Source organism: Fluviirhizobium alvei (assembly GCF_030551875.1).
In the GTDB taxonomy this organism is placed as follows: Bacteria; Pseudomonadota; Alphaproteobacteria; order Rhizobiales; family Rhizobiaceae; genus Rhizobium_E; species Rhizobium_E alvei.
In genome coordinates this window covers 30,114-48,367 of the sequence record NZ_JAUOZU010000022.1, presented here as the reverse complement: position 1 = coordinate 48,367, position 18,254 = coordinate 30,114, and the positions used below count along the sequence as shown (strand labels likewise).

At 61.7% G+C, this 18,254-nt stretch carries 15 protein-coding genes; 14 read left to right on the top strand and 1 reads right to left on the bottom strand.

All coding sequences use genetic code 11. The features are described from left to right. Positions 1–2 precede the first annotated feature (2 nt). The 3 genes from Q4481_RS23090 (at position 3) to Q4481_RS23080 (ending at position 4,527) form a co-directional block, all read left to right on the top strand. Positions 3–1,421 (top strand): FAD-binding oxidoreductase, encoded by a 1,419-nt coding sequence (locus Q4481_RS23090; RefSeq protein WP_304378780.1) that lies wholly within the window; start codon positions 3–5, stop codon positions 1,419–1,421. A gap of 132 nt (positions 1,422–1,553) precedes the next feature. Continuing rightward, positions 1,554–3,089, top strand: a complete 1,536-nt coding sequence (gene amaB / locus Q4481_RS23085; protein ID WP_304378779.1) for an L-piperidine-6-carboxylate dehydrogenase — start codon at positions 1,554–1,556, stop codon at positions 3,087–3,089. A 172-nt stretch (positions 3,090–3,261) separates the two neighbouring features. After that, positions 3,262–4,527, top strand: coding sequence for an NAD(P)/FAD-dependent oxidoreductase (locus Q4481_RS23080; protein ID WP_304378778.1), 1,266 nt, complete (start codon positions 3,262–3,264; stop codon positions 4,525–4,527). 110 nt (positions 4,528–4,637) lie between these two features. Here the strand turns inward: Q4481_RS23080 and Q4481_RS23075 are convergent, their stop codons facing one another. Next, on the bottom strand, positions 4,638–5,282 hold the full coding sequence (locus tag Q4481_RS23075) for a TetR/AcrR family transcriptional regulator (protein ID WP_304378777.1): 645 nt from the start codon (positions 5,280–5,282) through the stop codon (positions 4,638–4,640). Positions 5,283–5,406: 124 nt separating this feature from the next. Between Q4481_RS23075 and Q4481_RS23070 the strand changes: the two genes are divergently transcribed. The 11 genes from Q4481_RS23070 (at position 5,407) to Q4481_RS23020 (ending at position 18,253) form a co-directional block, all read left to right on the top strand. Beyond that, complete coding sequence (locus Q4481_RS23070) at positions 5,407–6,600, top strand: efflux RND transporter periplasmic adaptor subunit (protein WP_304378776.1); 1,194 nt, start codon at positions 5,407–5,409, stop codon at positions 6,598–6,600. After that, positions 6,597–9,731, top strand: a complete 3,135-nt coding sequence (locus Q4481_RS23065; RefSeq protein ID WP_304378775.1) for an efflux RND transporter permease subunit — start codon at positions 6,597–6,599, stop codon at positions 9,729–9,731. The genes Q4481_RS23070 and Q4481_RS23065 overlap by 4 nt, the downstream gene beginning before the upstream one ends. 261 nt (positions 9,732–9,992) lie before the next feature. After that, positions 9,993–10,832 carry a GntR family transcriptional regulator gene (locus tag Q4481_RS23060; protein WP_304378774.1) on the top strand — a complete coding sequence of 280 codons (840 nt, stop codon included), beginning with the start codon at positions 9,993–9,995 and terminating at the stop codon, positions 10,830–10,832. Then, positions 10,753–11,784: a BMP family lipoprotein gene (locus Q4481_RS23055; protein WP_304378773.1), complete on the top strand. Its 1,032-nt coding sequence runs from the start codon at positions 10,753–10,755 to the stop codon at positions 11,782–11,784. Before Q4481_RS23060 ends, Q4481_RS23055 begins: the two co-directional genes overlap by 80 nt. 16 nt (positions 11,785–11,800) lie before the next feature. Then, positions 11,801–13,342 carry an ABC transporter ATP-binding protein gene (locus tag Q4481_RS23050; RefSeq protein ID WP_304378772.1) on the top strand — a complete coding sequence of 514 codons (1,542 nt, stop codon included), beginning with the start codon at positions 11,801–11,803 and terminating at the stop codon, positions 13,340–13,342. Between the two features lie 32 nt (positions 13,343–13,374). After that, positions 13,375–14,391 carry an ABC transporter permease gene (locus Q4481_RS23045; protein ID WP_304378771.1) on the top strand — a complete coding sequence of 339 codons (1,017 nt, stop codon included), beginning with the start codon at positions 13,375–13,377 and terminating at the stop codon, positions 14,389–14,391. Beyond that, positions 14,388–15,284 (top strand): ABC transporter permease, encoded by an 897-nt coding sequence (locus Q4481_RS23040; RefSeq protein WP_304378770.1) that lies wholly within the window; start codon positions 14,388–14,390, stop codon positions 15,282–15,284. Before Q4481_RS23045 ends, Q4481_RS23040 begins: the two co-directional genes overlap by 4 nt. Next, positions 15,281–15,844 carry a cysteine hydrolase family protein gene (locus tag Q4481_RS23035; protein WP_304378769.1) on the top strand — a complete coding sequence of 188 codons (564 nt, stop codon included), beginning with the start codon at positions 15,281–15,283 and terminating at the stop codon, positions 15,842–15,844. Before Q4481_RS23040 ends, Q4481_RS23035 begins: the two co-directional genes overlap by 4 nt. After that, on the top strand, positions 15,841–16,707 hold the full coding sequence (locus Q4481_RS23030; protein WP_304378768.1) for a carbohydrate kinase family protein: 867 nt from the start codon (positions 15,841–15,843) through the stop codon (positions 16,705–16,707). Before Q4481_RS23035 ends, Q4481_RS23030 begins: the two co-directional genes overlap by 4 nt. A 5-nt stretch (positions 16,708–16,712) precedes the next feature. Continuing rightward, entirely contained in the window at positions 16,713–17,474 is a 762-nt protein-coding gene (locus tag Q4481_RS23025; RefSeq protein WP_304378767.1) for a nucleoside phosphorylase, read from the top strand. An 11-nt stretch (positions 17,475–17,485) separates the two neighbouring features. After that, positions 17,486–18,253, top strand: a complete 768-nt coding sequence (locus Q4481_RS23020; protein WP_304378766.1) for a sugar isomerase domain-containing protein — start codon at positions 17,486–17,488, stop codon at positions 18,251–18,253. Position 18,254: the final 1 nt, after the last annotated feature.

The following is an 18,254-nucleotide window of genomic DNA, read 5'->3' as shown; positions in this document are numbered from 1 at the left end:
CAATGATCGAACCTCGCCACCGCGAAGCGCTGGAAACGTTGCTGGGTCCGAAGGCTGTGCTTTCAGACCCGAGCGACATGCAGTCCTATGCGACTGGCGCCCGCTACGATCGCGGTCAGGCAGCACTCGTCCTGCGCCCGGCTTCCGTTGCCGACCTTTCGGCGGCGGTAGCCTATTGCGTCCAGAACGGGTTGGCGCTGGTGCCGCAATCCGGCAATACCGGTCTTGTTTCCGGTTCGACGCCGGATCAGAGCGGCGCCCAGCTGGTCGTCAGTCTCGATCGGCTCACGGAGACCTTCGAGCTCGATCTCGACAATCGCTCGCTGAAGTTGAGCGCCGGTCTACGCCTGTCGGACATCAACCGCCGGCTTGAGCCGCACGGGTTGTTCTTCCCCATCGATCTCGGGGCCGATCCCTGCATCGGCGGCATGGTGGCGACCAATACAGGTGGATCGCGCTTCCTGCGCTATGGCGATGTACGGAGCAACGTGCTTGGGCTGACCGTGGTGCTGGCCGACGAGGCCGGCACGGTGCTCGAACTCGGCGGCAGCCTGCGCAAGAACAATACCGGCGTCGATTTCAAGCAGATCTTCATCGGCACCTCCGGTGCCTTCGGCATCGTGGCCGAATGCACGATCAATCTCGAACGGCTGCCGGCCCAGACGGCGACAGCCTATCTCGTGCCGGCGAGCGGGGCCCATGTGATGCCGCTGCTCCGGGCCATGGAAGAGCGGCTGGGTTCCTATCTTTCGGCATTCGAAGGCATGTCGCGCAATGCGGTTGCCGCAACATTCTCGCATGTGCCGTCGCTGCGCAATCCGTTCCAGAACGGCAACATTCCCGATTATGTCATCCTCGCCGAAGTCAGCCGCAGCTGGCAGCCACGCGAGGGCGAACAGAGCCTTGATGCCGTGCTCGAAAGCGTGCTGGCCGAGGTCTTCGAAACGGACGATGCACCGCTTGCCGATGCCTTCGTTGGTCCCGCTGCCGAAATGTGGTCGCTCCGCCATGCGCTCTCGGAAGGCGTCAAGCATAGCGGCCGGCTGATTGCCTTCGACCTTTCCTTCCGGCGCGGCGATATCATGGCCTTTTGCGACCATATGAAGGCGGAAATGCCGGCGCAGTTCCCGGGCGTCACCATCTGCGATTTCGGCCATATCGGCGATGGCGGTGTCCATTTCAACCTCGTCATCGATCCTGATGGACCGGATGCGAAGGATGTCGCCTTCGAGGGTCAGCTGCGCGATTATGTGTTTAAGGTGGCCGTCGAACGGTTTGGCGGCAGTTTCAGCGCCGAACACGGGATCGGCCGCAAGAACCAGACCTATTACGACCACTATACGCCCACCCGGATTCGTGAGATGGCATCGGGCCTGAAGGCCATCACATCTCCCGGCCCGCTGGGCGCCATGCGCTTCTAGTGCAATTCCAGCAAAAGTGTGAAGCGGTTTTGCGTCCGGAATTGCGTGAAAACAAAGAGATAGAGGATTGAAGGCGACTCTGTTTTCGCCGGAAATGCTCAAGAATTCGACCGAACAGGACAGGAGTTTTACATGACAAATGCAGCCAACAAGGTGGATGTCGCGGCCGAAGCCGCAGCAATCCTCGCAAAGCTCGGCGTCGACAAGGCGCTCTATACCGGTGGCGACATGGCCTCCTTCTCGCCGGTCAGCGGCGAACAGATCGGGGCGCTGAAGACCGTTTCGGCTGCGGACGCCGCCAAGGTCATCGAAACGGCTGACAAGGCATTCCGCGCCTGGCGGCTGGTGCCGGCACCCAAGCGCGGTGAACTCGTCCGTCTGCTCGGCGAAGAATTGCGCGCCGCCAAGGCCGATCTCGGCCGTCTCGTGTCGATCGAAGCCGGCAAGATTGCCTCCGAAGGCCTCGGCGAAGTGCAGGAAATGATCGATATCTGCGATTTCGCCGTCGGTCTCTCGCGCCAGCTTTACGGCCTGACCATCGCCACCGAACGCCCCGGCCACCGTATGATGGAAACCTGGCATCCGCTCGGCGTCGTCGGCATCATTTCGGCCTTCAACTTCCCGGTCGCCGTCTGGTCCTGGAATGCAGCGCTTGCGCTGGTCGCCGGCAATTCCGTGGTCTGGAAGCCGTCGGAAAAGACGCCGCTCACCGCGCTCGCCTCGCAGGCGATCCTCGAACGCGCCATCGCCCGCTTCGGCGATGCGCCGGAGGGCCTGAGCCAGGTGCTGATCGGCGATCGTGCCATCGGTGAAGCGCTTGTCGATCATCCGAAGGTGGCACTCGTCTCGGCAACTGGTTCGACCCGGATGGGTCGCGAAGTCGGCCCGCGTCTGGCCAAGCGCTTTGCCCGTTCGATCCTCGAGCTCGGCGGCAACAATGCCGGCATCGTCTGCCCCTCGGCCGATCTCGACATGGCGTTGCGCGCCATTGCCTTCGGCGCCATGGGCACCGCCGGCCAGCGCTGTACGACGCTTCGCCGTCTCTTCGTGCATGAAAGCGTCTATGACCAGATCGTGCCGCGCCTGAAGAAGGCCTATGAGAGCGTTTCGGTCGGCAATCCGCTCGAAACGTCTGCCCTCGTTGGCCCGCTCGTCGACAAGCAGGCCTTCGACGCCATGCAGAAGGCCATCGCCGCTGCCAAGGCGGAAGGCGGTGTCGTTACCGGCGGTCACCGGGTCGAAGACGCCGGCAAGGCGACGGCTTACTATGTCAAGCCGGCGCTCGTGGAAATGCCGAGCCAGTGCGGTCCGGTTCTCGAAGAAACCTTCGCGCCGATCCTCTATGTGATGAAATACACCGATTTCGATGCGGTGCTCGACGATCACAATGCGGTTGCCGCCGGCCTGTCTTCCTCGATCTTCACGCTCGACATGCGCGAAGCCGAGCGGTTCCTCGCCGCTGATGGCTCCGATTGCGGTATCGCCAATGTCAATATCGGCACGTCGGGTGCGGAAATCGGCGGTGCCTTCGGTGGCGAAAAGGAAACCGGCGGTGGCCGCGAGTCCGGCTCCGATGCCTGGAAGGCCTATATGCGCCGCGCCACCAACACGGTGAACTATTCCAAGGCGTTGCCGCTGGCCCAGGGCGTCTCCTTCGACATCGATTGATGCCGGCGGAGCTCATTTGAACACACTGGAAGGCGGGTTTTCGACCCGCCTTTCGATCGTTCCGCGGAAGCAGCGTCAATGTCCGGACCTTCCCTGCGTCCCTTCGCGCTCTTTCCGACGATACTCTAAGTCTTTAGCATTCAGCGAACCAACGATCCGGAACAGGTGACCCATGGCGAACAATCGCGCTTCCATCCTCTGGCGGGCCAGTGCACGCACGCCCTTCGAGGCGGCTCCTCTCAACAATGATCTGTCTGTGGATCTCGCGATCATCGGCGGCGGCTTTACCGGTTCGGCGGCGGCGCTGGCGGCTGCGGGCAAGGGGGCCTCGGTCTGCCTGCTCGAATCCGACATCATCGGCCATGGCGGTTCGGGCCGCAATGTCGGTCTCGTCAATGCCGGATTGTGGTTGCCGCCCGATACGGTGCTGGCGCAGATGGGCGAAGCTGCCGGCAGCAAGCTGGTCGAAGTTCTTGGCGAGGCACCGCGCCGCGTGTTCGAAATCGTCGAACGCGAAGGCATCGATTGCGAGGCGACCCGCAAGGGAACGCTGCATCTGGCCCATTCGCCGTCCGGCCTCAAGGATCTCGAGGAGCGCTGTCGGCAGGGCAACCGGTTCGGTGCACCGTTGACGGTCATCGATGCGGCAGAGACGGCGCGCCGCACTGGTACTTCGGCCTATTACGGATCGCTCTTTGATCCGCGCGCCGGCACCATCCAGCCTTTCGCCTATTGCCGCGGCCTGGCTGCGGCCGCTATCGCCAAGGGCGCCATGATTTGCGAACGCTCGCCGGTGACGGCGATAACGCGTTCCGGCGAGGACTGGATCGTAACGGCAAACGGACATAGCGTGCGGGCCCGCAAGCTCATTCTGGCAACCAATGCTTACCAGCATGGTATCGAGACGCCGTTCAAGCCCGAATATACCGCCATGCATTATTGCCAGTTCGCCACCGCCCCGATGCCGGAAGCCGCTCGGCGGCAGATCCTTGCCGGTGGCGAAGGCTGCTGGGATACCGCACTCGTCATGTCCTCGTTCCGGGTCGATCAGGCCGGCCGGATGATCGTCGGCGGTGTCGGCAATTCGGATGGTCCGGCTTCGGGTATTCACTATGCCTGGGGACGCAAGAAGCTGAAGGCACTCTTCCCGTCGATCGCCGATCTGCCGATCGAGCATGGCTGGAGCGGTCGTATTGCCATGACCGCCGATCATGTGCCGAAGATCGTCGAATTCGGCCCGGGCGCCTATGCCTGCTTCGGCTATTCCGGTCGCGGCATCGGTCCGGGTACCGTTTTCGGTACGCAAGCGGCGATCGCGCTGCTCGATGGCAATGAAGAAGCGCTTCCGGTCGCCCCGATCAAACACTATTCCGAGCGCTTCACCGGGATCAAAGCTGCCTGTTACGAGTTCGGTGCGGCTCTGACACACGCGCTCTGATTTGCCGGTTACGGGCGACGGCATCTCCGCGAAAGGGGTGCCGTCGCGCAGATGCTCCAGATTACTGTGCAAGCCCGATCTGCTTCATGAAGTCCTGATTGTCCGCAAATTCAGCCGGTGCGCGGCTTCAAGCCATCGGCCAGCATCCGGAAGCACTGCCGCAGATAGGGTGCGCGGTCCGGGAATCGCGGCTTTGGCGGCGCGCCATCATCGTTCGGAGGCCGGGCGCCGAAGACCACATCCATCAACATCGAAGCGGCAACCGTGCTGTCGGTGATCGTCATTCGACCTTGCGCCCGTTGCTGCTCCAGCCATCCTGCAAGCAGGGATTTGGCCTGACGCGGGCCATTTTCGAACAGAACCGGTTCGAGTTCCGGAAACTGGCGGGTGGCCGCAATCAGACGGTCCAGAAGTTCATGGCGCGTCTGGCTTTGCTGATCATCCTCTTCGATACCGAAGATGCGCATCAGGGCGTCTTCGATCGGCAGACCGTCGTAATCGCCGGGCAGTGCGAGAATGCTGAAGCGATGCAGTGCGACCACAGCCCCAAAAAGCTCGGATTTGCTGGAAAACAGCCGGTAGATGGTGCTGAGCGAAACGCGCGCCGCAGTTGCGACATCGTTCATCGATGTTCCGGCATAGCCATTCACGCGGATGAGTTCGGCCGCAACCTGTGTAATCTGGTCGCGATGTGCATCGTCATTGGCGGTCTTGGGCCGGCCGCGGAGCCGCATCGGCTTTCGTTCGTCGTCCATCAGCATTTCACAATTGACATAAGACAGTTCGCAAAATAACAGTAATTACGGTTACTGTAAATCATGGTTGCGTCTCCGCGTCGATTTGCCAGCGGTGAAAATCGGAAAGAATGAGGTTGTACCCATGAACTGGGTCAGAAAAATCGGCGTCTTCACCCTTGTTGTGCTCCTCGCAGCCTGCAGTCAGGAACAGCAGCCGACAGGGCCGCGTGCGGCAGCAAAGATCGAGGTCGGCTATATCGAACTCAAGTCGCAGCCGGTACCGCAGACGCTGGAGCTACGCGGGCGAGTGGTGGCTTTCGCGACAGCCGAAGTGCGGCCGCAGGTCAACGGCATCGTCCGTAGCATCGCCTTTGCCGAAGGGCGCGAAGTGAAGGCGGGCGATATCCTCTACCAGATCGACGATGCGACCTTCCGCGCAACCGTTGCCGCGGCCGAAGCCGCCGTCAAGAAAGCGGAGGCGGCGACCGTCAGCGCGAAGACGACCTACGAGCGCAACAAGGCCCTTGCCGAAACCAAGGCAGTGAGCGAGCAGACCGTCGAGGATGCGCGGTCGACCCTGTTGCAGGCCCAGGCGAGCGAAGAAGCTGCGAAAGCCGATCTGGAGATCGCCCGTATCGATCTCGGCAATGCAACGATCCGTGCGCCGATTGGCGGCATGATCGGGGTCTCGTCCGTCAGTGTCGGAGCGCTGGTGACCGCAAACCAGACCGCTGCTCTGGCGACCATCCGCCAGATCGATCCCGTCTATGTCGATCTTGTCGATACGAGTGCCAACTTCCTGCGCATCCGCGAGGCTTTCGAAACCGGCCGGCTAGAGCGCAAGCAGGGGGTGCCGATGAGCGCCGGCCTCACGCTTGAAAATGGCACCCCATACAAGCCGAAAGGCGAAGTCTCGCTGGCTGACATGGTCGTCGGCCAGACAACCGGAACTTTTACCGTGCGCGCCAAATTCGCAAACCCGGAACGGATTCTCATCCCCGGCATGTTCGTTTCCGCCTCGATCGAACTCGGAACGCTGGCGAATGCCTTCCTGGTGCCGCAACGGGCTGTGACGCGTGGCGATGACGGCAAGGCGACCGTCTTCATCGTTTCGGCCGATGAGAAGGCGGTCCGTACCGAAATCGACACCGACGGTACATCGGGCAATGACTGGATCGTTACGGCAGGCATCAAGGCGGGAGATCGGCTGATCGTTGACGGGTTCCAGAGCCTCTCGGATGGACTTGCCGTGACGCCCGTACTTGCCACGATCGACAGTGACGGAGTGGTGGAACAGAAGCTTGCGACGGAGACTGCGCCGGAGGCCGGCAAATGACGCTTCCATCACCGCGCAACGCGCTTGCAAGCTTCTTCATCGCGCGCCCCGTCTTCGCGATCGTGTTGGCGATTTCGACGCTGCTTGCCGGCGTGATGGGCATCTATTCGCTATCGATCTCGCAATATCCGGAAATCTCTCCCGTCACGGTCCGTATCAACGCGACCTATACCGGTGCGACGGCGGAAGCAGTCGAAAATTCGGTTACCAAGAAGATCGAAAGCGCCATGACCGGTCTCAACGGTCTTCTCTACATGGAATCGACCTCCAGCACGGGATCAAGCTCGATCTCGCTGACATTCGCGAACGGAACCGATCCGGAACTGGCGCAGGTCGAAGTGCAGAACAAGCTGGCGCGCGTTGAATCGCAGTTACCGGAAGCGGTGCAGGATGCCGGTGTCCGCGTCAACCGTTCGCCTTCCGGCATCCTGATGATCGGCAACATCGTTTCGCGCGATGGTCGTTACACGTCCGATCAGCTGTCCGACATCATGGCGAGCCAGATCGAGGAGCGGATCGAACGTCTCGATGGCGTCGGCTCGGTGCAATCCTTCGGGTCCGGCTATGCAATGCGCATCTGGCTCGATCCCGCGCTGATGGAAAAATACCAGTTGCAGCCGTCGGATGTAACGGCGTCGATCTCGGCGCAGAATGTCCAGATCGCTGCCGGTTCGATTGGCGCGACGCCGGTGGTCAAGGGCCAGCAGCTCAAGGCCAGCATCATAGCGCGTACCCAGATGACTTCGGTCGACGAGTTCCGCCGGATCATTCTCAAGACCGCGAGCGATGGTGCCGTGGTGCGGCTTGCCGATGTGGCTCGGGTGGAAATCGGCCTTGAATCCTATGGCCAGAGCTCGACCTATAACGGTATGCCGGCGGCGGGTTTCGGCGTCCAGCTCGCTTCCGGGGCCAATGCGATCACCACCGCAAATCTTGTCCATGCCGAGCTCGACAGTCTGGCAGGCTCGCTTCCGGAAGGGGTGGAGATCGCCTATTCCTACGAAACCACGCCGTTCGTGGAACTGTCGATCGAAAAGGTCATCCACACTCTGATCGAAGCGATCGTGCTGGTGTTCGTCGTGCTTCTGCTTTTCCTGCAGAATTTCCGGGCCACCCTCATTCCGATGGTTGCCGTTCCGGTGGTGCTCGCCGGCACGTTCGGGGTGCTTGCGGCGCTCGGTTATTCCATCAACATGCTCACCATGTTCGCGATGGTGCTGGCCATCGGCCTGCTTGTTGATGACGCGATCGTCGTCGTCGAGAATGTCGAGCGCATCATGCGGGATGAAAAGCTCTCGGCACGCGAGGCGACCGAAAAATCGATGGGCGAGATTACCGGCGCCTTGATCGGCATCGCGCTCGTCCTCACCGCCGTCTTCATTCCCATGGCCTTCTTCTCCGGCTCGGTCGGCGTTATCTATCGGCAATTCTCGGTCACGATTGCGAGCGCCATGCTGCTATCGGTGCTGGTCGCAATCATTTTGACACCGGCGCTCTGCGCCCTCATGCTGAAGCCGAGCCATGGCGGCGTTCTCAACCGCCTGCTGGGATGGTTCGACCGTGGGTTCGACAGGCTCACCAACGGTTATGGCGGGTGGGTCGCAAGGCTGGTGGTGCGGCCACTCCGCATGCTGGTGCTATTTGCTGTCCTGCTCGGTTCGGCCTACGGGCTCTATTCGAAACTGCCAACGTCCTTCCTGCCGCAGGAAGACCAGGGTGTGCTGATAACCCAGATCACGCTGCCGGCCGGTGCCAATGCGGCCCGCACCAAGGCGGTGATCTCCATGGTGCAGGATTATTATCTCAACCAGGAGAAGGATGGAGTCCAGAGCGTGTTCATGACGCTCGGTTTCGGTTTCAGCGGCAGCGGCGAAAATGTTGCCATGGGTTTTGTCCGCCTCAAGGATTTCGATCTTCGAACGGACAGCAATCTATCAGCGTCGGCCATTCAGCAGCGCGCGTCGGCCTATTTCCGCAAGATTCGCGATGCGCAGGTTTTCGTGCTTGCGCCGCCGGCCATCCAGGGTCTCGGCATGACCAGCGGTTTCTCGATGTATCTTGAGGATACCGGCAACAAGGGACGCAATGCTCTGATCGCAACCAGCAACAAACTGGCCGACAGTGCTCAGGGCAACAGTATCGTTGCCGATATTCGTGGCAACAGCCGCACGCTCGAAGCCCAGCTCAAGATCAATATCGATCAGGAGAAGGCAAGTTCGCTCGGTATCGGCCTTGGCGACATCAACAGTCTGATCACGACGGCCTTTTCGGGCTCACAGGTCAATGACTTCGTCTACAAGGGCGAGATCAAGCCGGTCTATGTCCAGGCGGATGCGCCGTTCCGCATGCAGCCAAGTGACATCAACCGCTGGTCCGTGAAGAATTCGAGCGGTGATATGGTGCCGTTCTCGGCCTTTGCCACCACCGAATGGGTGCAGGGTTCGCCTTCGCTCGAACGGTTCAACGGAACGGCGGCAATCGCGATCAATGGTGTGGCCGCACCGGGCGCAAGTTCCGGCGATGCGATGACGGAGGCCGAACGGCTGGTGAGTGGGCTCGACGGTGGCTATACGGCAGGCTGGACCGGTCTTTCCTATCAGGAGCGGCTCGCCGGCTCGCAGGAGGCGATGCTTTACGCTGTCTCCATGGTCGTGGTCTTCCTGTGTCTGGCCGCTCTCTATGAAAGCTGGTCGATCCCCTTCTCGGTCATCCTTGCGGTTCCCGTTGGCGTGCTCGGGGCATTGCTCTTCGCGCAGCTGTTCGGGCAATCGAACGATGTCTATTTCAAGGTCGGGTTGCTGACGACCATTGGGCTGACGGCCAAGAATGCGATCCTGATCGTCGAATTCGCCAAGGATCTTGTCGATCGCGGCGCCGGCATGGTCGATGCCGTGGTCGAAGCCGCCCGGCAGCGGTTGCGGCCGATCGTGATGACATCGCTTGCCTTCATCCTCGGCGTTCTGCCGCTGGCGCGTGCCACAGGTGCAGGATCGGCTGCCCAGAATGCCATCGGTTTCGGCGTGATGGGCGGGATGATCTTCGCGACGCTGCTCGGCATATTCTTCGTGCCGCTATTCTTCGTCACGATCGGGCGGCTGACCCGGCGCACCGCGAATGGTTCCACAGAATAGACGGCTGACCTGGCGATCTGAGCGCGCCAGGTCATTGCCAAATGCCGAAATACAAGAGGCCGTATCCGAAAGGGTGCGGCCCTTTTTCTTGGCCGTCCACATTTTTTGCAGGGGGACGCAAGCTCGACATTTCCAGCCGTTCGATGGAAAACGGCAGGCATTACCCCGGCATCGCGGAATGGTCCGCATGGCGGGCGATAAAAATCGCGCTTGCAGCGCATTCGATAATATGTACAGTTGACTGGACAACATGAGGGCAACATGCGGAGTTTGAAAGACAGCGGCGAACCTTTTTACCTGCAGATCGCGGAACGGCTCCGCGAGCTGATCGGCACACTGAGCGCGGGCGAGCGCCTGCCAAGCGAGCCGCAGCTTGCCAAGCAATTCAGCGTCAGCCGCTTTACGGTGGCCAAGGCCGTGGAGCAGCTCGTCAATGATGGTCTCATTACGCGCAAGCAGGGCAGCGGGACCTTTGTTGCCGAAGCGCCGCTTCGTCGCGAACCCGGTTATCTTCTGTCCTTCACCGAGGCGGTCGAGGCAGCAGGCCACAAGGCCACGCACCAGGTGCTGGCGCTGAAGCCGACAGCCTGGGAGCCGGACCTGCCCTATGGCGAGGGGGAATCGCTTCTGCTTTTCGACCGTCTCCGCCTGGTCGATGGCGTGCCGGTCGCGCGCCACCGCTCGATCCTGTCGGCACGGATTGTTGCCGAGATCGGGCTCACGCAGGAGCTCGCAGCGACTGCCGATTTCTCGCTTTATCGCCGCTTCGAACAGTGCGGCCTGACGGTGGCGACCGCCCGCGAGCGGCTGGTTGCGCGTCTTGCCAGTGCCGAGGAGCGCCGGCTTTTGTCGCTGAACGAACGCTCGGTCGTCGTGTCCGTGCAGCGCCAGACCTATTCGGCCGATGGCATGGTCCTCGATGCCGTCAATGCCGTCTATGACGCCCGAAGCTACGCCTATGAGGCACGGCTCTCGCGGCAGCATGACCTGGGGAACCAAAAGATCAAAATGGAGAACGGAAATGAAATCAGCTCTTTACAGCATGATGATCACCACGGCCCTCGTCTCGGGCCTTGGGGCGACGGCCAGCGCAGCGGATAAGCCGGCAGCGTTGATCATTGCCCAGGGTGGTCTGGGAGACCAGTCCTACAACGACCTCGCCTATGCCGGCTTCGAGCGTGCGCTCAAGGAAACCGGCCTTGAAGGCAAGCCGGTCGAATCCAAGGATGTCGTGGCCCAGGCGGCCGATATCCTGCGCCGCGCTGCCGATGCCGATTTCGGCCTCGTGGTCGATCTTGAATACTCGCATGGCGAACCGATGCTCGAAGTCGCCAAGGATTACCCCGACACGACCTTTGCGATCCTCAATCAGGTCCAGAAGGGCGACAACATCGTCTCGGTCCTGTTCCAGGAGCAGGAAGGTTCCTACCTCGCCGGCATGCTTGCAGCCCAGGTAACGACCGATACGTCGATCAAGGGCATCAATGACAAGCCGATCATCGGCGTCATCGGCGGCACCAAGTCGTCGGGTATCGACAAGTTCATCGCCGGCTATATCGAAGGTGCCAAGGCGGTCAATCCGGCCATCGAGGTCAAGGTTGCCTATTCCAACAATTTCGGTGATCCGGCGCTCGGCCAGCAGATGGCGAAGGCCATGTTCGAGGAAGGCGCCGACATCATCTATCAGGTCGCCGGCGGCACCGGTATCGGCGTCATCCAGGCGGCCAAGGAAGAGGGCCATTATGCCATCGGCGTCGATGGCGACCAGGATGGTCTGGCGCCCGGCAACGTTCTGACCTCGATGATCAAGCGCACCGACGTCGCCGTTGAAAATGTCGTCAAGCAATATGCCAAGGGCGACAAGCTCGGTGGCACGATCGTTGCAGTCGGCCTCAAGGAAGATGGCGTCGGCCTTTCGGAAATGAAGCACACCAAGTCGCTCATTCCGGCCGCCTATCTTGAAAAGGTCGATCAGGCCAAGGCCGATATCATTTCCGGCAAGATCAAGGTCTGGAATGTCGTCGACCAGGGCTATCCGGACTGGCTGAAGTAAGGTCCGGACCAACCGCATGATACCGAACCCTGTCTCCCTGCAGACGGCACCCGTCGTGCGCCTCGGCGCACGCGGCATCTGCCGCCGCTTCGGCGATGTCGTTGCCAATGACGGCGTGGATTTTTCGGCCCGCAAGGGCACGATCCATGCCATCGTCGGCGGCAACGGCGCCGGAAAGTCCACCCTCATGCGCATGCTGCAGGGCATGGACCGGCCCGACGAGGGTTCGGTGATCATCGATGATGCGCCCGCCAGCCTTTCGGGTCCGGCGGACGCTTTCCGGCGCGGGATCGGCATGGTCCACCAGGAATTCATGCTGGTGCCGGGCCTGACGCTGCTCGAGAACCTCATTCTCGCTCGCGAGCCGGTTTCCGCGCTCGGGCGCATCGATCGCAAGACGGCGCTCGCGGCAGCCCGCGATCTTGAAAAGCAGGCCGGGGTGACGGTCGACTGGGATCTTCCTGTCGATAATGCCCCGGTCCATGTCCGCCAGATTGTCGAAATCCTGAGGCTTCTCTATCGCGGCGCCGATGTGCTGATCCTCGATGAGCCGACAGCCGTGCTCGCGCCCTCCCAGATCCGCGAACTGATGGCGCTGCTCAGGCGCCTGCGTGACGAGGGTCGCACCATTCTGTTCATCAGCCACAAGCTCGATGAGGTGATCGGCGTCAGCGACGAGATCACCGTCATGCGGCTGGGCCGCGTCGTCACCAGTCTCAAGGCTTCCGAAACCTCGAAAGAGGCCCTGGCCGAACTGATGATCGGGGCGGTGATCGATCACCCAACCGCACGAACCGGCAGCCCGGGAAAAACCATCATCGACATCGAAGACCTGGCCGTGGCCGATCCGCGCGGCATTGTCCGCGCCCGTTCGATCAGCCTCAAGGTCCGGGCCGGCGAAATCGTTGCGCTGGCCGGGATTGCCGGTAACGGACAGGATGAAATCGTTGCTGCCATCGCCGGGCTTGCAAAGCCTGTCGCCGGTCGGATTCGACTGAATGGCGAGGTGATCGACGGCCTCACCCTTTCGGAACGTCGTGCACTCGGCCTGTCCTACCTGAGCCCGGACCGGGCGGGCGAAGGGCTTTGCCTTGATGCCTCGATTTCCGACAATGCCATTGCCGGCCACCATCGCAAGGCGGCCTATTGCCAGGCGGGATTTCTGTCGCTGCCGGCGATCGGTCGCCATGTTGAAGCGCTGCTCGACCAGTATTCGGTTAAGCGCGGGTCATCGTCGGACCGGATCGGCAGCCTTTCGGGCGGCAACCAGCAGCGGGTGGCGATCGGTCGCGAACTCGATGGCGATCCGGCGGCTCTCATCTGCTGCCAGCCGACCCGTGGTGTCGATATTCGCGGCATCGCCTTCATTCACCAATGCCTGCTCGATTATAGCGATCGCGGCGGCGCCGTGCTGCTGGTGTCGGAAGAGCTCGATGAAATCATCACGCTCGCTGACCGGATTGTCGTGATCTACAACGGCGCCATCACCGGCGAGATCGCACGCGGTGACGGCGATATCGACCTGATCGGCCGGCTGATGCTGGGAGGTGTGGCATGAGCACCGCCACCGTCTCATCCGGAAATCGTTTGATGGCAGGTTTGAAAGCCTTTGGCGGCGCGCTGCTGCCGCTTGTCATTGCGCTCGTGCTGGCCGCAATCGTTCTCATCATTGCCGGACACAATCCGCTCGAGGTCTATCGGCTTCTGCTGATGGAGTCCTTCGGCTCCACCAAGCGCGTTGCGGCGACACTGGCCGCGGCAACGCCCTTGATCTTCACCGGGCTTGCGACCGCGATCGCCTTCCGCACCGGTGCCTTCAATGTCGGCGTCGAGGGCTCGGTCCATATGGGCGGGTTGGCGGCGGCCTTTGTCGGCTTCACCTTCGTGTCGCTGTCCTTCTATCTGCTGGTGCCGGCCGCCCTGATTGCGGCGGCACTCGCCGGCCTGCTCTGGATGGTGGTGCCGGGACTGCTCAAATCGCGCCTCGATGTCGATGAAGTCGTGACGACGCTGATGCTGAATTTCATCGCCATCAGCATCGCGGCCTGGCTGGTCAATGGACCGCTCTTGGCACCCGGCTCGGCCAATTCCGCCACGCCAATGATTGCGGAAGCCGCCCGACTGCCGAAGCTCATGCGCGGCTCGACGCTCAATGCCGGGTTCCTCATCGCGCTGGCGCTGGTGATCCTCTACTGGCTGTGGGGCAAATATGCAGCCCTTGGTTTCGAAACAAGGATCGCCGGCCTGAACGGCCGTTTCGCCACCGCCACCGGCATGAATGTGCCCGGTCTCGTGTTGCGCATGATGCTGCTGTCCGGCCTGATCGGCGGTCTCGCCGGCGGCGTCCATGCGCTGGGAACCGTGTTCCGTTACGTTTCCGGTTTCTCGCCCGGCTATGGTTTCGTCGGCATTGCGGTGGCGCTGCTCGGTCGCGGCAATGCCTGGGGCATGCTGCTTGCGGCGATCCTGTTCGGAGCGTTGGCGACATCGGGCGCGACGATCCAGCTCTTCAGCGATGTTCCGATCGAGATCGTCAATATCCTGCAGGGCATGGTGATGATCTTCGCCGTTGCCCGGCTGTCGAAACTGGTGGGGAAGGCGTCATGATCGATAACATCCTCCATGCCGCCATCCTGATGACGACGCCGGTGCTGCTGGCAGCCCTCGGCGGCCTCATCAACCGAACCGGCGGGCTCGTCAATATCGGGCTCGATTCGATGATGCTGACCGGTGCTCTGGTTGGCCTGATCGTCGCGGCTCACAATGGAAGCTGGGTGCTGGCGCTTGCCGCCGCCGGCGTTTCGGGTGCCATCCTCGGGCTTCTGATGTCGCTTGTCGTCACCCGGCTCGATGCCAACGAGATCATCGTCGGTCTCGGCTTCAACATTGTCGCGGCGGGTCTGGTCCGCTTCTTCCTCAAATCGACCTATGATACGTCCGGCACCCTCAACCTTCCCGATGTCACGCGGCTGCCGCGCTGGGACATTCCGGTGGTCGCAGATATCCCCATCCTGGGCGCACTTCTGTCGGGTCATGATATCCTCACCTGGGCGGCCTGGCTGCTGGTGCCAGCCACCATCTGGTTCTTGTCATCGACCCGGGCGGGATTGCGCTTGCGCGCGGCTGGTGCCGGTCAGAAGGCCGCGCGTGCCCTGGGGCTCGATCCCTTGCGCATCCGCGACGCCTCCTCGGTCTATGCCGGCATGATGTCCGGCCTTGCCGGGGCCTATCTCTCGATCGGGGTCGTCGGCGTCTTCAATGAAGGCATCACGGCCGGGCGTGGCTTCATAGCCATGGCAGCCTTCTATTTCGGCCGCAATCATCCGCTCGCCACCGCTTTCGGGGCCCTGCTGTTCGGCTTCTTCGATGCCTTCCAGATCCGTCTTCAGGGACGTGGCCTGCCGGCCGAACTGGTCCAGACGCTGCCCTATGTCATGGTCATCGTCATCCTCACCTTCATCGCCATCATGGCCCGCCGGAAACGTGGAATACGCCTATGATTGAGAGACCCAGAACCGCGCTGATTTTGGTCGACGTGATCAACTCCTTCTTCGAGCCGGGATTGCCGAACCATTATCCGGGCGTCGAAACCGTGCTGGAGCCGATGCGGGCGCTGCGGCGGAAGGCGAAGGAAAGCGGCGCGCTGGTGGTCCATGCCGTCGAGCGCCACCGGCCGAATGTCGATGATTTCGAATGGCGCAAACTGCCGGTCCATCATCTCGAGCGGGCCCATGATGCGGATTATTTCGAGGATTTCCGGCCAGAAGGCGACAACGAGACCGCTGTCTTCAAGCGCCGTTTCAGCGCCTTTTTCGCCACCGATCTCGCGCTGCTCCTGACCGAGCAGCGGATCGAGCGGGTGATCATTGCCGGCGTCAAGACCAATGTCTGTATCCGCGCCACGGCGCAGGATGCGTTTGCCAACGGTTTCGAGCCTGTCGTGGTGCGCGAGGCGACCAACTCCAACCGTCCGCATCTGGCAGATGCCTCGCTTGAGGATATCGATCGCTATATGGGCCGGGTTGTGAGCCTGGCCGAAGGGCTGGAGCTGCTGGCATGAGCGGCATCGTCATCACCGGTTATGCCAGCCTCGACCATGTGATCGTCCTTGATGGCGACGTCCGGTCAGGTCGGACGACGACCATCACGAGGCGACCGGAAAAGGCCTGGCCCCGGCTCGGCGGTGGCCCTGCCTATGTGGCGGCGGCCATTGCCGCGCGGCATGATGGCAAGGTGGTCGCCGTCAGCTGGGTCGGCGAAGACAATCAGGGTGAGGTCTATCGCGAGCAGTTGCGGCAGGCGGGCCTTTCGGTCGATGGCATTGCCGCGGTACCCGGTGCCCGCACGCCGGTTTCGGTTCTCGCCTACGATCCGCAGGGCGATTGCGCCTGTCTTTACGATCCCGGTTTGCCGGCGGAGCTTACGCTTGATGAGAACCAGCGCCGGCTGGTGCGCGAAGCCGATTTTGTCTGCATCACCATCGGTCCGAAGGCGATTACCGACGAACTGATCGACCTGATCGATGATCGTCAGATCTTGGTCTGGATCGTCAAGAACGATCCGCGTGCGATCACGCCCGAACAGACCGCATGGCTTGCCGCCCGCGCCGACGCGATCTTCTGCAACGGTCGTGAAAAGGCCTTTCTTGAGCAATCGCGGCCGACCGGACAGGCAATCCGCGCCGGCCAGTTGATTGTCGAGACGCAGGGCCGCAGCGGCGCCTCCTTCCACCGCGACGGAATTTCCCATTTCGTCGCTGCCGAACCGGTGGATGTGACAGATCCGACCGGCGCCGGCGACACCTTTGCCGGCGGCGTTCTTGCCGCCATGATGAATGGTTCCACCGATCTCGAGAGCCTTGGCCGGTCCGGCATTGCCGCTGCCCGCGCCCTTCTCGACGAACGCCTATCCGAGGAAAGCTGAACGACATGAGTGCTGAACAACAAACCAACCGTGCCTGGTATATCGGCGCAAGGCGCGATGAGGTGGGCGAGGCTGCCATTCTCGTCGGCGATCCCGCCCGCATCGCCCGCATTGCCGAACATATGAGCGATGTGCATTTCGTTTCCGAACAGCGTGGCCTCAAGACGGTGACGGGAACGCGCGGCGGTCGTCGCATCACAGCAACTGCTTTCGGCATGGGAGCGCCGATCGCCACCATCGTCATGCATGAACTCAATGCGCTCGGGATCCGCAACTTCCTGCGCATCGGCACGGCCATGGCCGTGGCGCCGGCAAAGCTCGGCGATTTCGTGCTCGCCGATGGCGCGCTCAGGGCCGACGGCACTTCGCCGAGCTATGCGCCGCTCGGCTTTCCGGCGATTGCCGATTTCGATCTCAATCTCACGCTTCGGGAGCGGCTGGCAGACAGTACGCGGGCCTGGCATGCGGGCATCTTCGGCACCTATGACGGGTTCTATACCGAAATGTTCGCGCTCTCCGGCGAACGGCGCGAAATGATCGACGCGCTCAAGGACGATATCCGCCGGCTGGGCCTGATCGGCACGGACATGGAAACCTCGGCGCTGCTGACGGCTGCCCGCATTCTGGGCGCCCGCGCCTCAACCCTCTGTGTCGCAACCGTCGATGCGGCGACCCAGGAGAAAATCGATGACGCCCTGATGGCCGAGCTGGAACGCGAAATGTTCGAAATCGCGCTCGACGCGATGCAGACCATCAGCGGCCTTTGAAGGAGTAGGAAATGACCGTTTTATCCACCCGATATTTCGATACGCTGATCGAGCGTCTTGCCAAGGTTCGCGACGAACAGGCCGAGGCGATCGAAAAGGCTGCCGAACTCTGCGCCAAGTCCATTGCAGCCGAAAAACTGGTTTTCACCTTCGGAACCGGGCACGGCGCCATTCCGGCGCTTGAAAGCTTCCCGCGTACCGGCACGATCGTCGGCTTCCGTCCGATCGTCGAAAGCACCATGATTTCGTTTCACCATGTATGGGGCGATATGGGCGCTCGCCAGTATCGCTTCATCCATGCCCAGGAAGGCTATGGCAAGGCGATTATGCGTTCGCATCAGCTCGATCCAGCCGATACGATGATCCTGTTTTCGCATTCGGGCATCAACGCGGTCATTCTCGATATCGCCATGGAATGCAAGGACCGCGGCATCGGCCTGATCGCGGTCACCTCCATGCCGCATTCATCGAGCGTGCCTTCGCGCCACTCGTCCGGCAAGCGGCTCTATGAGGTTGCGGATGTCGTCATCGATACCGGCATTCCCAAGGGCGATGCCGCAATCCATATCGATGGGCTGGATTATCCCGTCGGCGCCAGCTCGACCAGCGTGACGATCGCGATCGCGCATGCCATCGTTTCCACCACGGCGGAGAAACTGGTCAAGCAGGGCATTACCCCCGGTGTGATGGTCAGCCCCAACACGACGGAAAAGGCCGAAGCCGACCGTCAGAACGATGCCAATTACGAGGCTCTCTGGAGCAGGTTGAGGGCGCGCTGAT

Coding starts and splice junctions, on each gene's coding strand:
- Q4481_RS23070 (WP_304378776.1), top strand. CDS start 5,407: ATGAACTGGGTCAGAAAAATCGGCGTCTTCACCCTTGTTGTGCTCCTC.
- Q4481_RS23090 (WP_304378780.1), top strand. CDS start 3: ATGATCGAACCTCGCCACCGCGAAGCGCTGGAAACGTTGCTGGGTCCG.
- Q4481_RS23075 (WP_304378777.1), bottom strand. CDS start 5,282: ATGGACGACGAACGAAAGCCGATGCGGCTCCGCGGCCGGCCCAAGACC.
- Q4481_RS23080 (WP_304378778.1), top strand. CDS start 3,262: ATGGCGAACAATCGCGCTTCCATCCTCTGGCGGGCCAGTGCACGCACG.
- Q4481_RS23035 (WP_304378769.1), top strand. CDS start 15,281: ATGATTGAGAGACCCAGAACCGCGCTGATTTTGGTCGACGTGATCAAC.
- amaB (WP_304378779.1), top strand. CDS start 1,554: ATGACAAATGCAGCCAACAAGGTGGATGTCGCGGCCGAAGCCGCAGCA.
- Q4481_RS23050 (WP_304378772.1), top strand. CDS start 11,801: ATGATACCGAACCCTGTCTCCCTGCAGACGGCACCCGTCGTGCGCCTC.
- Q4481_RS23020 (WP_304378766.1), top strand. CDS start 17,486: ATGACCGTTTTATCCACCCGATATTTCGATACGCTGATCGAGCGTCTT.
- Q4481_RS23055 (WP_304378773.1), top strand. CDS start 10,753: ATGAAATCAGCTCTTTACAGCATGATGATCACCACGGCCCTCGTCTCG.
- Q4481_RS23030 (WP_304378768.1), top strand. CDS start 15,841: ATGAGCGGCATCGTCATCACCGGTTATGCCAGCCTCGACCATGTGATC.
- Q4481_RS23060 (WP_304378774.1), top strand. CDS start 9,993: ATGCGGAGTTTGAAAGACAGCGGCGAACCTTTTTACCTGCAGATCGCG.
- Q4481_RS23025 (WP_304378767.1), top strand. CDS start 16,713: ATGAGTGCTGAACAACAAACCAACCGTGCCTGGTATATCGGCGCAAGG.
- Q4481_RS23045 (WP_304378771.1), top strand. CDS start 13,375: ATGGCAGGTTTGAAAGCCTTTGGCGGCGCGCTGCTGCCGCTTGTCATT.
- Q4481_RS23040 (WP_304378770.1), top strand. CDS start 14,388: ATGATCGATAACATCCTCCATGCCGCCATCCTGATGACGACGCCGGTG.
- Q4481_RS23065 (WP_304378775.1), top strand. CDS start 6,597: ATGACGCTTCCATCACCGCGCAACGCGCTTGCAAGCTTCTTCATCGCG.